The 15,512-nt window shown below is 44.6% G+C and carries 7 protein-coding genes, 6 tRNA genes and 3 rRNA genes; 13 read left to right on the top strand and 3 right to left on the bottom strand.

Annotation, left to right across the window (positions count from 1 at the left end; all coding sequences use genetic code 11):
- Positions 1-77: 77 nt before the first annotated feature.
- Positions 78-890, bottom strand: coding sequence for a ParA family protein (locus DESYODRAFT_RS18945; protein ID WP_007785528.1), 813 nt, complete (start codon positions 888-890; stop codon positions 78-80).
- Between the two features lie 271 nt (positions 891-1,161).
- Between DESYODRAFT_RS18945 and DESYODRAFT_RS18940 the strand changes: the two genes are divergently transcribed.
- Together DESYODRAFT_RS18940 and DESYODRAFT_RS18935 are read left to right on the top strand one after the other, a co-directional pair.
- Positions 1,162-1,656, top strand: coding sequence for a rubrerythrin family protein (locus tag DESYODRAFT_RS18940; RefSeq protein ID WP_007785527.1), 495 nt, complete (start codon positions 1,162-1,164; stop codon positions 1,654-1,656).
- 380 nt (positions 1,657-2,036) lie between these two features.
- Complete coding sequence (locus DESYODRAFT_RS18935) at positions 2,037-3,134, top strand: metallophosphoesterase (protein ID WP_242833487.1); 1,098 nt, start codon at positions 2,037-2,039, stop codon at positions 3,132-3,134.
- 118 nt (positions 3,135-3,252) lie between these two features.
- On the opposite strand, the gene DESYODRAFT_RS18930 is transcribed toward DESYODRAFT_RS18935, so the two are convergent.
- Positions 3,253-4,416, bottom strand: a complete 1,164-nt coding sequence (locus DESYODRAFT_RS18930; RefSeq protein WP_007785525.1) for an iron-containing alcohol dehydrogenase — start codon at positions 4,414-4,416, stop codon at positions 3,253-3,255.
- 663 nt (positions 4,417-5,079) lie between these two features.
- On the opposite strand from DESYODRAFT_RS18930, the gene DESYODRAFT_RS18925 reads away from it, so the two are divergent.
- Positions 5,080-6,345, top strand: a complete 1,266-nt coding sequence (locus tag DESYODRAFT_RS18925) for an MFS transporter (protein ID WP_007785523.1) — start codon at positions 5,080-5,082, stop codon at positions 6,343-6,345.
- Positions 6,346-6,650: 305 nt separating this feature from the next.
- Here DESYODRAFT_RS18925 and DESYODRAFT_RS18915 read toward each other — a convergent pair whose 3' ends face one another.
- Positions 6,651-7,919 (bottom strand): M48 family metallopeptidase, encoded by a 1,269-nt coding sequence (locus tag DESYODRAFT_RS18915; protein ID WP_007785522.1) that lies wholly within the window; start codon positions 7,917-7,919, stop codon positions 6,651-6,653.
- 534 nt (positions 7,920-8,453) lie between these two features.
- Here DESYODRAFT_RS18915 and DESYODRAFT_RS18910 point away from each other — a divergent pair.
- From DESYODRAFT_RS18910 to DESYODRAFT_RS18865, 10 genes are all read left to right on the top strand, one after another.
- Positions 8,454-10,021 (top strand): 16S ribosomal RNA (locus tag DESYODRAFT_RS18910).
- Positions 10,022-10,386: 365 nt separating this feature from the next.
- Positions 10,387-13,295, top strand: a 23S ribosomal RNA gene (locus DESYODRAFT_RS18905).
- Between the two features lie 178 nt (positions 13,296-13,473).
- Positions 13,474-13,589 (top strand): 5S ribosomal RNA (gene rrf, locus DESYODRAFT_RS18900).
- Together the 16S, 23S and 5S rRNA genes with 6 tRNA genes alongside form the textbook arrangement of a ribosomal RNA operon.
- A gap of 92 nt (positions 13,590-13,681) precedes the next feature.
- Positions 13,682-13,757, top strand: a tRNA-Glu gene (locus DESYODRAFT_RS18895).
- Positions 13,758-13,800: 43 nt separating this feature from the next.
- Positions 13,801-13,884, top strand: a tRNA-Tyr gene (locus tag DESYODRAFT_RS18890).
- A 19-nt stretch (positions 13,885-13,903) separates the two neighbouring features.
- Positions 13,904-13,994, top strand: a tRNA-Ser gene (locus tag DESYODRAFT_RS18885).
- A gap of 9 nt (positions 13,995-14,003) precedes the next feature.
- Positions 14,004-14,078 (top strand) — tRNA-Asn (locus tag DESYODRAFT_RS18880).
- A 1-nt stretch (position 14,079) separates the two neighbouring features.
- Positions 14,080-14,155 (top strand) — tRNA-Ile (locus tag DESYODRAFT_RS18875).
- A 5-nt stretch (positions 14,156-14,160) separates the two neighbouring features.
- Positions 14,161-14,234: transfer RNA gene (locus DESYODRAFT_RS18870), tRNA-Gly, on the top strand.
- 95 nt (positions 14,235-14,329) lie between these two features.
- Positions 14,330-15,364 (top strand): alpha/beta fold hydrolase, encoded by a 1,035-nt coding sequence (locus DESYODRAFT_RS18865; RefSeq protein WP_007785521.1) that lies wholly within the window; start codon positions 14,330-14,332, stop codon positions 15,362-15,364.
- Positions 15,365-15,512 lie beyond the last annotated feature (148 nt).

Here is a 15,512-nt window from a genome sequence, read left to right as displayed (position 1 = left end):
GCCGTCTTAGGGCTGAGTCCTTTGTAATCAAATTATAATTTAAGAAACTAAATTATTGAATAGTCTAGAATCCGTTTTTAGGCTATAGCGAACGCTTCCTTCACAAATGTGAGATACTCCGGTGCTTTGTTAATGTCGGGTTCGCCGTGAGTTTGCGCTAATCCGTGCCGTATGGCTCGTTTGATAACTGTGTCAAAAACTTTTATGTCTGGGGTTTCCGCAAATTCTTTACGTAGTTCTTGAAGTTTAACATGATGAAGATTAGTATGATCTTGAACCATAGTAGGGAGCACACCTAAAATATTTATCTTAGTACCTTGTTCCTGGAGCTCTTTTATTAGAAGAATTGTCTCGTAGATACCATCTATAGAAAGGCCTTCAGGAAGCACGGGGATGATAATATCTGTAGAAGCTAAAAGGGAATTTATCGTTGGAATGTCATTGCTTGGAGACGTATCAATTAGAATGTAATCGTATTGGGTTTTTATCTGACCGATTGCCTTTCTTAGTAGGTATTTGGGAGCAGGAAACAGCTTGGCGTTAAGATGAGACATTACTTTTGGGCCAAGATCGGCAAGAGAACTGTTGGATAAGTAGAGGTCTACTCCAAATTTAGTATGTTTAATATCATCCATTGCTGCTTCGCCTATTAACACGTCATAAATAGTTTTCTCTAAGTCAGCCTTTTTGATTCCGAATGATAAGGCAATGTGGCCTTGAGCATCCATGTCAATGACGGCAGTTTTGTATCCGAGACTGGCTAACCCTACAGCCATGTTTGTAACGGTTGCCGTTTTGCCAACTCCACCTTTTTGTGAGGCAATAGAAATGATTCGTGCAGGTCTTGCGTTATTCAGATTAGTAGCTTTAGATTTAGAACGTTTTGACATCTCCAACAACCCCTCCTTAAAATATGTTGTAATTTATTCTACCATAATTTACCAAGAAGGTATATACTGAGATTGAGATCTTTTTGGAAATTATACAAATTTTGTAATGAGTATTTTTGTGACGTTTAATGCTATCATAAAGTTTTAAACTAGAGATCCGTCTACACTAGGTTATATAGCTGCAGATGTGGTATATTATAGTAATGAGTTAATCAGTACGGTGGTAGTCGACCTTGCATGCTGAGATCAAGAATTAATAGGAGGAAACAACATGGATAACCAAAAAACATTACAAAATTTGATGGAAGCTTTTGCTGGTGAATCACAGGCTAATCGAAAATATTCCGCTTACTCCAAAAAAGCCGAGGCGGAAGGAAAAAAGAATGCTGCAAAACTTTTCAAAGCAGCTTCTGATGCCGAAATCCTTCATGCCCAAAAGCATTTTGAGGTTGCCGGTAAGATCATGTCCACAGTTGAAAATTTGAACGATGCCATCAAGGGAGAAAATCATGAATATCAAAGTATGTATCCGGAATTCTTAAAAGTAGCTCAAGAAGAAGGTAATCAGGCTGCAGTAAGAACGTTTACATATGCTCTTAAAGCGGAAGAGGTTCATGCAAGATTATATAAAGAAGCGCTGGAGAATATAGAGCAAGAGGAAGAAGTCTTCTACTATCTTTGCCCTGTTTGCGGAAACATTGAGAAAGTAGTACCTGAGAAATGTCCTATTTGCGGAGTTCCTGGGACGAAATTCATCAAATATTAGAACGGAATTCCTTCGAATAATCCCCACCCTATTAACATGGTGGGGATTATTTTTTAATGTATCATAAGTTTTTTGGGGTACCATAGGGTACCCTTTCACTTGCTAATCCATATAGCAGCCACGCTTGTCCCAAATTCGTAAGCGCTTACGAATTTGGGACAGGCACGACCGCCTTGGCACCAGCCAAGTTTTCTTTAGTTAATTATGCTGTTCTGCGTCAGAAATCGAGAACTTAAATAGGGGAGGAAAGAAGGGGCATAGAAGGATTTCTTCTGATGAAGTAGAAGTTACTCATATAGTTTCGGCTTAAGATTAGTGAACGGAGGATGCCAGGCGTGTGGGGTTTGATTACAACAGCTTTCTTAGGAATTTATTGTCTAATGAGCTTTTATATTGGACGCAGGGGTTGGCAGATCGTTGATAAGTCAGGGAAGAGAAACAAGATAATTTATGGCTTATTGCTCGGATTGTTAATCATTACGTTTCCCATTGCGGAAATGGGACAAAATTGGCTTCCTCAAACCCTTGTGCCAGCGGCAAGCATTACTGGCTGGTACGCAATGATTGCAGTAGTATACCTATGCTTCTTGCTGATGGTCATTGATTGTTTGAGATTAATGAATAGACGTATTCCCTTTGTTCCTAAAGTTATCAGGGATCACGACCGCACCCCCAAAGTAGTGGCCTTCTTAATGCTTGGCTTGATTGTAATTATCCTAATATATGGCACTTGGAATGCCCGTCATCCTGATATCACACATTATGAACTGGCAATCGATAAAAAAGCTGGTTCAATGGAGCAGCTCCGGATTGCAATGGTCTCCGACATTCACTACGGAGCGATTATTGATGCTCCACGTTTGAATAGAATGGTTGAAGCAATTAACGAACTTCAGGCAGATGTTATTGTCATGCCAGGCGACATCGTTGATGGAACAGTTGGTCAGGAGGAATTCCAAATCCTTATCGAAATCTTTAAACAAATGAATTCAAACTATGGGACATACATCGTTCCAGGTAATCACGATCGTTGGATACGCAGCCCGGATTTAGTCCAGGATTGGGAGGAAGCGGGGATAGTGGTTCTGAGAGACCGGCAGATAAAGGTCGGAGATTGTTTTTATATTATAGGAAGGGATGATCCCGGGCACCGGCGTGAGCTGGGACGTAAAGGTTTAGAGGAATTAATGCAGGGAGTCAATCCTTCACTGCCTCTTATTCTATTGGATCATCAGCCTATCAATTTGGAAGAAGCCGAAAAGAATGGAATCGATCTTCAATTATCTGGACATACCCACATGGGGCAGATCTTTCCCGTTCATCTTATAACCAGCCAACTTTATGACACAGACTGGGGATTACTTACCAGAGGTGGTTATCATCTTATCGTGTCCTCCGGCTATGGAACTTGGGGGCCGCCGTTAAGAATTGGTACAAACCCCGAAATCGTTGCTGTTACACTCAAATTCGCTCGCTAAGACTGGAAAAACAAGGTGTTTCGCGCTTTATGCGAAGCACCTTGTTTGGGGATAAAAGTATAATATGGATTAATAAACGGTCCGGTTGCAGTACAGTTTTATTCTTGACGGGTTGGGGTTAGAGGGCAGATTTTAAGATCTGGAGAACATCTTCTGCGTTAATTGGACGAAATTCACCCAGAGGACCATGTTTAGTAGCGGCATTTGCCATGAGTTCAAGCTTTTCTTCGTCAATATTTACTGAACAAAGGGTTGATGGCAGATCTAAGGAACTAAAGAAGGCTTTTGTTTTTGAAATCGCAGTTCTGGCTATAGTATAGGCGTCTTGCATTGGGTCTAATCCCCAAACATTGATGCCGTAGTCTTTAAAAACATCAACAGTGCTATCCTCCAAGATATACTCCATCCAGTGCGGGGTTATAATTGCCAGTCCAACTCCATGAGTGATGTCATAATAAGCACTTAGTTCATGCTCGATGGGGTGGCAGCTCCATTTTCGTTGTTTACCATAGCTCAGAAGTCCGTTTATTGCAAGGCTGGAGGCCCACATCAAATTAGCGCGGGCTTCATAGTTTTCCGGTTCTTCTAAAGCTATGGGACCATATTGGATACAGGTTTTCAGAATAGCCTCTGCCAGCCGGCTTTGTAGATAAGCACCCCGTATGCCACTGAAATAGGCTTCAAAAGCATGGCTCATGATGTCGGCTGTACCCGCTGCGGTTTGGTTTCTGGGGACGGAATAGGTGTAGGTGGGGTCTAGGATTGAGAACTTAGGAACCATCGCGGGATGTCCCATCCCAATTTTCTGATTGGTTTTTAGGTTGCTGATCACAGCAATGGGATCCATTTCAGAACCTGTGGCGGCGAGAGTTAAGATTGTACAGAGGGGTAAGGCCTTTTCAATTTGAGCCTTGCCGATCATTAAATCCCAGGGGTCGCCCTTATAGAAGAACCCTGCGGCAATCAGTTTAGCGCAGTCGATGGTGCTTCCGCCCCCGATCGCCAATATAATGTCAATTTGATGGTTGCGACAAAGGTCGATCCCACTGCGAACATTTTCAATCCTGGGATTAGGATCCACGCCGGAAAGTTCCCAAAATGAAAGCTGTTTTTCGTTTAAAAGAGCGATAGCCTTGTCATATAAGCCGATTTTTTTTATGCTTCCTCCACCGTAGACTAGAAGGACCCGTGAGCCATAGAGACTTATCTGTTCAGGCAACTTCTGAATTTGATCTTTACCGAAGAAGATTTGCGTTGGTATTGAGTAGTCAAAGTTAAGCACTGCTTTACCCCCTTCTTTATACTACTGATTTTATTGGCTGAAGCTATTCTTTGCAAGTTCGTAACTATTTTTAGACTATCTTAGAGGCTTATCCGCTCTTAATGGCGCTTTTCGTAAACGATTAGATTTCCAGTATTATACATAATGCGTTAGATTATCCGCTATTGATTAACTGGATTTGCTTATGTTATAATTAAAATCGTCTTTATGAAATGGAGGGGTTCCTTGTGGTAGCATCTATTAGACTTCGATTTCAAACTTTGAATGGTTAATTGAATACGTTCAAAGACTCTGCCTGCTTGTAGAGTAAATGGGATTGGTCTGTCTATTTTTAGAGGAACCTTATTGGCGTTTATGTAAAGAAGGAGGGACAATTTTGCCCTCTTTTTGTAGTAATCAGAATGTATAGTGTATGTTAATACTGCAAGATTGCTAATACGTGCGAAGACAGTGTCTTCGTCTGGAGTATAAGGTTAACTAAGACGGTTACCTGCGCCTATGGTTTGGTGGCGTAAAGGTTTCTTTGTCGACTGAAGATAAGATTGTTTTGTTTACTTTTAAGCACGGGCAGGCGGCCTGTGCTTTTTAGGTTTTAAAACACGGCTGTCAAATAAGTGTCATGAGTCTGACGATTGGATGAGACTATATAAGGATGTGAATTGGATGAGAGAAACCAAGGACCTTGTAATTGAGGTCGATAAGGAAACAACGTTTAGAAGAAACATTATTCTTTTTTTAGGCAGCCAGAGTATCTCGCTCTTTGGATCGGCCTTGGTTCAGCATGCCATTATGTGGTATATCACGTTAACTACGCAGTCGGGTGCTATGATGACAATAGCTATTATTTGCGGTTTTGTGCCTGCGTTTATCCTATCTCCGGTTGCGGGGGTATGGGCAGATCGATACAATCGGAAAATGCTTATTATTTTATCCGATGCCTTGATCGCGATTGCAACTCTAATATTAGCCATTTTATTTTTAATCGGATATGATGCACTTTGGTTGCTCTTTGTGATGTCTGCTGTCCGGGCGATCGGGACAGGTATTCAAAATCCGGCGGTTGGGGCCATCCTTCCGCAGATTGTGCCTGAGGATAAGCTTACTAAGGTGAGCGGAACAAATGGAAGTATCCAAGCTCTCGTAACGCTCGTGTCTCCTATGGTTAGTGCGGCACTTCTTACAATAGCTTCACTTGAAGTCATTTTCTTTATCGATGTGATTACCGCGGCGATAGCGATCATTATATTGCTGGTATTTTTGGATATTCCAGTTCATGCGAAGGCATTAAAAAAGCAAACAACCAGCTATTTCAATGATTTCAAACAAGGTTTGGTCTATATTAATAACCATAGCTTTCTGAAGAGCTTTTTTATATTTTTTGCTTTTTTCTTTGTCCTGGTTGCACCTGCAGCCTTTCTAACACCACTTCAAGTTGCGCGCAGTTTCGGTGAGGAAGTTTGGCGTTTAAGTGCGATTGAAGTCACCTTCGCTATAGGTATGACGGCCGGTGGACTCCTCATCGCTGCCTGGGGCGGGTTTAAGAATAAGATTCATACCATGGCATTATCGAGTTTTGTGATTGGTGCTTGCACATTCGCACTCGGGCTTGTTCCTGTCTTTTGGATCTATTTAGTCTTCATGGTTCTGACCGGTGTGGCAATGCCTATCTTTAATACTCCTTCTACAGTTTTATTACAAGAGAAAGTTGAAGGGGATTATCTGGGAAGAGTATTCGGGGTATTAGGAATGATAGCAACATCCATGATGCCGTTAGGAATGCTCGTCTTCGGACCAATATCCGACGTTATTAAAATCGAGTGGCTGCTTATAGGAACGGGTTTATTGATGTTTTTACAGGGGTTTTTCTTATTAGGCAGCAAAGTATTAATTGAGGCGGGAAAGTCTATTTCAGATGAAGCTCATAGTTGAATTTAATAAAGGAGGGGATCTGCAATTTTTGTCAGATCCCCTTCTTTTTAAGTGCGCCCAATTTGAATGTTGTTACTCAACAGATAGTCAATACCTTGTTTTAGGGCTGTATAAAGCTCTCCTGAGAGTGGAACAAGATTATAATAAAAGTGATGGATACTAATTTTGCGATATTACTTGCCTTATTATAAAAAGGTTGAGTTCAGCCTGTCAGGGGAAGGCCAATATGATTAAGTCTCGATTTAACGCTAAGCCAATTAGTCTGATATTGACCTTGGCATGAGGTGGATAACGAAGAAAATTGACTACTTAGCAGAATGAGCGGAATCTTGAGTCTCAATGTATACTTTTTCTAAAGAGTTTATTCTGGATAGAGCAGGCGGATGGCTATAGCTAAACCAAACAATGAAGCGGGGAGGAGACAAATCAGACAAACTTCTGCTGGCTAGATTTTTCTGCAGCTGGATTTCTCCAGAGAGGTCTCCTGTCAGCTCCAGGGAAAATCGATCCGCACGTAGTTCCATTTCTCTGGAAATCCCATTTTGCAAAGGAGTACTCACAAAAAGAAGAAGGATAAGCGCCAGTTGTAAGGCAGCCCAGAGCTGGGGCGGCTTGTTGCGGTTGTTAGATAACCAAGGTTTCAAGAGAATTCTTAGTAGAGCGAAGAAAATGAAGGTTCCTATTATTCCGTAGAGAAGCCCATGGACGATATCATTATTTCGCCAATGTCCTATTTCGTGGGCAATTACGGCTTTGATCTCTGGCAAGGAGTAATTATCTAAGAGCGTGTCGTAAATTACAATTCGTTTAGTTGTTCCTACCCCAGAAAAATAGGCATTTGCTAAGGTCGTTTGTCTGCTGGCATCCATCACAAAAACACTATCAATGTTTAGCCCTGCACGTTGAGCAAGATCATCAACCATGTTTACGATAGCAGGATCGGTTAAGGGTTCAAAATCGTTAAAGAGTGGAGAGATGATGACGGGCAAAAAATAGTGTGCAATAACGAGCCAGAGACTAAAAAGAATTGCACCGACCAACCACCAATAACGTTGAAACCGGTTGACCAGCCAGAAAAAAAGCAAACCTCCTATTAGAAAAGTGAGGAGATCTATACCGGTATTTTTTAAATAGTCGATCCACCAACCTCCTGGGGTTTGAGTACTAAAACCCCAGACTTTCTGCCAGTAATATCCGGTGTAATAAGAAAAGGGCAGGGCTAGGACTTTGGATAGGAGCCATATGCTCAGAATGGATATCACAGAGGTTAAGGTATAATTCCTGCAAGTCCTTTGAATGCGCTGAAAGAACCTTTGTCCCCTGGAACTAAAGATCAGCCAAAATAAAAGGAAGATCTGCAGAACAAACTTAACTATAAAGAGGATTCGGGGCGTTGAATTATATATTCTAGCCTTGTCAGCCATTGCAAACGAAAAATACTTTGTTATAGCTGGATCGATAGGACCGGGAATGAGGGCTGATTTAAGATATAGAAACATAAAAATCACGGTTAATCCTATAAGGAGAAACCAGCCGATTTTGGTTCGACGGATACTGTCATTGGGATAATGCATTTTTAATCTCCACCTTTAAGCTAAAATTTCCATCTGGTAGCTATAATTACTTGTGGTTATAATTATAGTCCTAATTCAGAGTTCAATGAAGGATATATTAAGATCCAAGCAGAGGTTGTTAAAATTCTCTAGAAGTCCGATGCTCTGGAATACTAGAACTATATATATGAAATTAAACGGAATTTATTAGTTCTTTTCTAATGGATTCATTCTACCGGAGTGATTAAAAAATATGAGGTGAACATTCCTGGAGACTGACGGACAAAAATAATAGTAGACAATATCGGCTAAAAGGTGTATTCTAACAAAGCGCCGAAATGACGCACACTGACTGAATAACTCAGCAAAATTAGTGGTTGACAACTTAAGTTCAAAATGCTAATATGTTAATCGGTCTTGATATTCAATGAGACATGGTCTTTGAAAACTAAACAACAAGGACAGCCAATGAGAGGAATTCTATAGAATTCCGCAAGAGTTTCAAAATAAATCATGAGTCAATCATCTTCTTCAAGTGAGAAGTTTGAATAACTTTTTTTGGAGAGTTTGATCCTGGCTCAGGACGAACGCTGGCGGCGTGCCTAACACATGCAAGTCGAACGGAGACTTTCGAAGAGTTTACTCAGAGAAAGTTTTAGTGGCGGACGGGTGAGTAACGCGTGGGTAACCTACCCATAAAGCCGGGACAACCCTTGGAAACGAGGGCTAATACCGGATAATCTTAAGATGTGGCATCACGACTTAAGGAAAGATGGCCTCTTTATATGCTATCGATTATGGATGGACCCGCGTCTGATTAGCTGGTTGGTGGGGTAAAGGCCTACCAAGGCGACGATCAGTAGCCGGCCTGAGAGGGTGAACGGCCACACTGGGACTGAGACACGGCCCAGACTCCTACGGGAGGCAGCAGTGGGGAATCTTCCGCAATGGACGAAAGTCTGACGGAGCAACGCCGCGTGTATGATGAAGGTCTTCGGATTGTAAAGTACTGTCTTTGGGGAAGAACGGTCTTCTTGAGAATATTGAGAGGACATGACGGTACCCAAGGAGGAAGCCCCGGCTAACTACGTGCCAGCAGCCGCGGTAATACGTAGGGGGCAAGCGTTGTCCGGAATTATTGGGCGTAAAGGGCGCGTAGGCGGATTTTTAAGTCTGGTGTGAAAGATCAGGGCTCAACCCTGAGAGTGCATCGGAAACTGGAGATCTTGAGGACAGGAGAGGAAAGTGGAATTCCACGTGTAGCGGTGAAATGCGTAGATATGTGGAGGAACACCAGTGGCGAAGGCGACTTTCTGGACTGTAACTGACGCTGAGGCGCGAAAGCGTGGGGAGCAAACAGGATTAGATACCCTGGTAGTCCACGCCGTAAACGATGAGTGCTAGGTGTAGAGGGTATCGACCCCTTCTGTGCCGCAGTTAACACAATAAGCACTCCGCCTGGGGAGTACGGCCGCAAGGTTGAAACTCAAAGGAATTGACGGGGGCCCGCACAAGCGGTGGAGCATGTGGTTTAATTCGACGCAACGCGAAGAACCTTACCAAGGCTTGACATCCTCTGAACCCTGTGGAAACATGGGGGTGCCCTTCGGGGAGCAGAGAGACAGGTGGTGCATGGTTGTCGTCAGCTCGTGTCGTGAGATGTTGGGTTAAGTCCCGCAACGAGCGCAACCCCTGTATTTAGTTGCTAACAAGTGAGGTTGAGCACTCTAGATAGACTGCCGGTGATAAACCGGAGGAAGGTGGGGATGACGTCAAATCATCATGCCCCTTATGTCTTGGGCTACACACGTGCTACAATGGCCGGTACAGACGGAAGCGAAGCCGTGAGGTGAAGCCAATCTGAGAAAGCCGGTCTCAGTTCGGATTGCAGGCTGCAACTCGCCTGCATGAAGTCGGAATCGCTAGTAATCGCAGGTCAGCATACTGCGGTGAATACGTTCCCGGGCCTTGTACACACCGCCCGTCACACCACGAAAGTCTGCAACACCCGAAGCCGGTGAGGTAACCCGAAAGGGAGCTAGCCGTCGAAGGTGGGGCCGATGATTGGGGTGAAGTCGTAACAAGGTAGCCGTATCGGAAGGTGCGGCTGGATCACCTCCTTTCTAAGGAGAACGGTTTAGAGCTAAGGCTTTAAACGAACATCCTATTGGTCGGTTCTTTCGGAGAGCAAGGTTGAGAAACTGAGTTTGAGGAGAGATCAATATGAGTCGCAAGACTCAAGCCGAGGGATCGGCAACTCATTGGAGAGAGCTGTTGTTTAGTTTTGAGAGACCAGGAAGATCAAAGCAATTTGATCCATCATGGAACCTCACTCACAAAGGATTGAGGGAAAAGCAGACATGCTTGACTAACAGTCCTCTATTTTTATACTGTTCTTTGAAAACTGCATAGAGAAGAAAACTAGTAAAGTCGAAAGAATTCACATCAAAACGCAAGTTTTGAGTAAACCTAGATGTAGCGATCAATAGGTCAAGCTACTAAGGGCGTACGGTGGATGCCTAGGCGCTAAGAGTCGAAGAAGGGCGCGGTTAACAGCGAAATGCCACGGGGAATCGTAAGCAGGTCTTGATCCGTGGATACCCGAATGGGGCAACCCAACCGGAGTCATGTCCGGTTATCCTCAACTGAATACATAGGTTGATGAAGACAACCCGGGGAACTGAAACATCTAAGTACCCGGAGGAAAAGAAAGAATAATCGATTCCCCTAGTAGCGGCGAGCGAAACGGGAAGAGCCCAAACCGAATCCTTCGGGATTCGGGGTTGTAGGACCCTCTTTTAAGTGAAGATCTCTAGCTGAAGAAGACTGGAACGTCTCGGCAAAGAAGGTAACACCCCTGTAAACGAAAGAGAACTAAACTGTGAGGGAATCCTGAGTACCGCGGGACACGTGAAACCCCGTGGGAAGCAGGGAGGACCACCTCCCAAGGCTAAATACTACTTAGCGACCGATAGCGAACCAGTACCGTGAGGGAAAGGTGAAAAGCACCTCGGAAGAGGAGTGAAAAAGAACCTGAAACCGTGCGCTTACAAGCAGTCACAGCACTTCGGTGTAGTGGCGTGCCTTTTGTAGAATGAACCGGCGAGTTACGGTATGCAGCGAGGTTAAGGCGGGAAGCCGGAGCCGAAGCGAAAGCGAGTCTGAAAAGGGCGAAAGTTGCATGCTGTAGACCCGAAACCGTGTGATCTACCCATGGCCAGGGTGAAGGTGGGGTAAAACCCACTGGAGGCCCGAACTCACTGTCGTTGAAAAGGCAGGGGATGAGCTGTGGGTAGGGGTGAAATGCCAATCGAACACGGAGATAGCTGGTTCTCCCCGAAATAGCTTTAGGGCTAGCCTCAATTGATGAGCGATGGCGGTAGAGCACTGAATAGGCTAGGGGCCTTACCAGGTTACCGAACCTTATCAAACTCCGAATGCCATTGGATTTAGATTGGGAGTCAGACTGTGGGGGATAAGCTTCATAGTCGAAAGGGAAACAGCCCAGACCATCAGCTAAGGTCCCCAAGTATACACTAAGTGGGAAAGGATGTGGAATTGCACAGACAACCAGGATGTTGGCTCAGAAGCAGCCACCATTTAAAGAGTGCGTAATAGCTCACTGGTCGAGTGGTTCTGCGCCGAAAATGTAACGGGGCTCAAGTGTATCACCGAAGCTATGGCTTGCGCTTGATGCGCAGGGGTAGGGGAGCGTTCTATCAGCAGAGAAGTCATTCTGTAAGGAATGGTGGAGTGGATAGAAGTGAGAATGCCGGTATGAGTATGCGAAAAGGAAGGTGAGAATCCTTCCCGCCGAAAATCTAAGGTTTCCTGGGGAAGGCTCGTCCGCCCAGGGTAAGTCGGGACCTAAGCCGAGGCCGAAAGGCGTAGGTGATGGACAACTGGCTGAAATTCCAGTACCACCTGGAAATGGTTGAGCAATGGGGTGACACAGAAGGATAGGTTAAGCGTGCCGTTGGTTGAGCACGCCCAAGCGAGTAGGAGGTAGGGTAGGCAAATCCGCCCTGCGATACTCTGAGACGTGATGGGGAGCGAACATAAGTAGCGAAGTAACCGACTCCAGGCTGTCAAGAAAAACCTCTAGTGAGTGACCAGGTGCCCGTACCGTAAACCGACACAGGTAGATGGGGTGAGAATCCTAAGGCGCGCGAGAAAACCCTCGTTAAGGAACTCGGCAAAATAGCCCCGTAACTTCGGGAGAAGGGGCGCTCACTGAAGAGTGAGCCGCAGAGAAATGGTCCAGGCGACTGTTTAACAAAAACACAGGTCCCTGCAAATCCGAAAGGAGAAGTATAGGGGCTGACACCTGCCCGGTGCTGGAAGGTTAAGAGGAGAGGTTAGGGGCAACCCGAAGCTTTGAATTGAAGCCCCAGTAAACGGCGGCCGTAACTATAACGGTCCTAAGGTAGCGAAATTCCTTGTCAGGTAAGTTCTGACCCGCACGAAAGGTGTAACGATCTGGACACTGTCTCAACGAGGGACTCGGCGAAATTGTAATACCCGTGAAGATGCGGGTTACCTGCGACAGGACAGAAAGACCCCATGGAGCTTTACTGCAGCTTGACATTGGATTTTGGTATAAAATGTACAGGATAGGTGGGAGACGGAGAAGCTAGGGCGCCAGCCTTGGTGGAGTCAACGGTGGGATACCACTCTTTTTGTACTGAAGTTCTAACCTAGGCCCCTGAAGCGGGGTTGGGGACAGTATCAGGTGGGCAGTTTGACTGGGGCGGTCGCCTCCTAAAGAGTAACGGAGGCGCCCAAAGGTTCCCTCAGCGCGGTTGGAAATCGCGCGAAGAGTGTAAAGGCAAAAGGGAGCTTGACTGCGAGACCAACAAGTCGGGCAGGTACGAAAGTAGGGCTTAGTGATCCGGTGGTACCGAGTGGAAGGGCCATCGCTCAACGGATAAAAGCTACCCTGGGGATAACAGGCTTATCTCCCCCAAGAGTCCATATCGACGGGGAGGTTTGGCACCTCGATGTCGGCTCATCGCATCCTGGGGCTGTAGTAGGTCCCAAGGGTTGGGCTGTTCGCCCATTAAAGCGGTACGTGAGCTGGGTTCAGAACGTCGTGAGACAGTTCGGTCCCTATCCGTCGCAGGCGCAGGAAATTTGAGAGGATCTGTCCCTAGTACGAGAGGACCGGGATGGACGAATCCCTGGTGTACCAGTTGTCTCGCCAGAGGCACAGCTGGGTAGCTATATTCGGAGCGGATAAGCGCTGAAAGCATCTAAGCGCGAAACCGGCCTCAAGATGAGATTTCCCACAGAGTAATCTGGTAAGACCCCTGAAGGAAGATCAGGTAGATAGGCCAGGTGTGGAAGCACGGTGACGTGTGGAGCTGACTGGTACTAATCGGTCGAGGGCTTGACCTAAAGTCACAGAGGTCGGAGGTCGGAAGCCAGAGGTCAGAAAGGACGGACGGTGAAGACGGAGGACTCTGAGATTGCGAACAACTAGGTGAGTGGCTCAAATTCTAACGACAATACTAGATAAACGACTCTGTGCAGTTTTGAGAGAACAGCGTTCGAAAGAAAGCGGCTATCTCAGAGATCTGGTGATTATGCCGGAGGGGTTCCACCCGTTCCCATACCGAACACGGAAGTTAAGACCTCCAGGGCCAAGGATACTTGGAGCATAGCTCCTGGGAAAGCAGGTCATCGCCAGGTAAGGTTCAAACCTTACCATAGTTAACCTTAATTATGGTAAGGTACTTGAATACTTCGTCGTGCACATATATACTATATTCATGCAGAAATATGGCCCGTTGGTCAAGCGGTCTAAGACACCGCCCTTTCACGGCGGTTACACGGGTTCGAATCCCGTACGGGTCACCAGAAAATGTTCAAGTCGAGTCAATAAGTGTAAGCTTCATAACATGGGTAGGTGGCCGAGTGGTTAAAGGCGACAGACTGTAAATCTGTTCCGCGAGGTACGATGGTTCGAATCCATCCCTGCCCACCATTAACTTAGAATAAAATTTGGAGAAGTACTCAAGTGGCTGAAGAGGACGGTTTGCTAAACCGTTAGGGTGGGTAACTGCCGCGAGGGTTCAAATCCCTCCTTCTCCGCCAAATAAATATTCCTCGATAGCTCAATGGTGGAGCAACCGGCTGTTAACCGGTAGGTTGTAGGTTCGAGTCCTACTCGGGGAGCCATGGCAGGGTAGCCAAGTGGTCTAAGGCAAGTGGTTCATACCCGCTCATTCGAGGGTTCAAATCCCCCCCTGCTACCACACCTGCGGGTGTAGCTCAATGGTAGAGCACTAGCCTTCCAAGCTAGCTACGTGAGTTCGATTCTCATCACCCGCTCCATAAGAATTACTAACCGCGCTGTAAGGTGCGGTTTTTTTAGTATTGTCTTAAGATTATGGTTGAAAACCATTTGAAAGTTGATTGGTGGTTCAAATATGAAACGAAAAATTACCAGAAGAACAATGAAGTTCATAATGTTTGCTGTGATACTAGGGTTGCTTTTCCCGACATGGACGCCATCAATAAAAGGTTATGAGAACAGTATAAGTGTTTTAAAACAAATTGAGCTAAACGGCAGCAAACATGAGGTGCTGATCAGAGGGAATGATAGAGAAAATCCTGCGATTATATTTGTACATGGAGGTCCGGGTTGTCCGGAAATTGCTTATGTCAGAAAATATCAAGGTTTTTTAGAACAAAATTTTACGATAATCCAATATGATCAGCGGGGTTCAGGAAAATCCTATCACTTCACAGAGGACTACTCTAATTTGTCAATTAGTCTTCTGGTAGATGATCTGCTGGCACTTACAGATTACATAAGAAACGAATTAAAAAAAGATAAGGTAATTTTAGCAGGACATTCATTTGGATCAGTAGTAGGTATTAAAGCAGCATATCGAGCACCGGAAAAATATATAGGATATCTCGGGATTGGACAAGTAGGTGATTTTTGGGCGGGAGAATTAGAAGCCTTGGAATATTGTTTATTACAGGCTAAAACTCAAAAAAATAGATTGGATATAAACGCTATAGAAGCTCGGCGGGAAAGTATTTTAAACCATAGAGAGGAATTTCCGAGAAACTTTGTTTGGAAATATGGCGGCGGAGCACGGCTTATTAATGAAAAAAGAGATTTGGCATTAGGACTATTATTTAGTCCTGAATACAATTATTTTGATGCGATACGCTATGCTGCGGGGTTATTCAAATCTGATAAGACATTATGGCAGGAAATAAGGCAAAGCAATTTGCCGGAGGAGGTACCGGAATTAAAGATACCCTGCTATTTCGTTTCAGGAAACTATGATTATCTAACTCCAATTGAGAATGCCAATAACTATCTTAAGTCAATTATTGCTCCTAAAAAGGAGTTTATTGTTTTTGAGGATTCGGCGCATTTTCCGCAGTTTGAAGAGAAAGAGAAGTTTTTTGACTTGATGAATGAGCTAAATAATAGTTGGAAGTAAATGCTGTAAAACGAGAAGTGTTATTAAAAAGAACGAAGTTGAACATGTTTTATGGTTCAATTTAATAAAGTTGAGTAAAAATTCATTTTTTACTTAATGAGGAAGGATTTTCAAAAAAATTGAAGAAGAATAATGAAACCGAGTATTT

The sequence above is a fragment of the Desulfosporosinus youngiae DSM 17734 genome, from assembly GCF_000244895.1.
Lineage (GTDB): Bacteria > Bacillota > Desulfitobacteriia > Desulfitobacteriales > Desulfitobacteriaceae > Desulfosporosinus > Desulfosporosinus youngiae.
The sequence above is the reverse complement of the archived record's forward strand: the minus strand, read 5'-3'. Positions and strand labels throughout refer to the sequence as shown.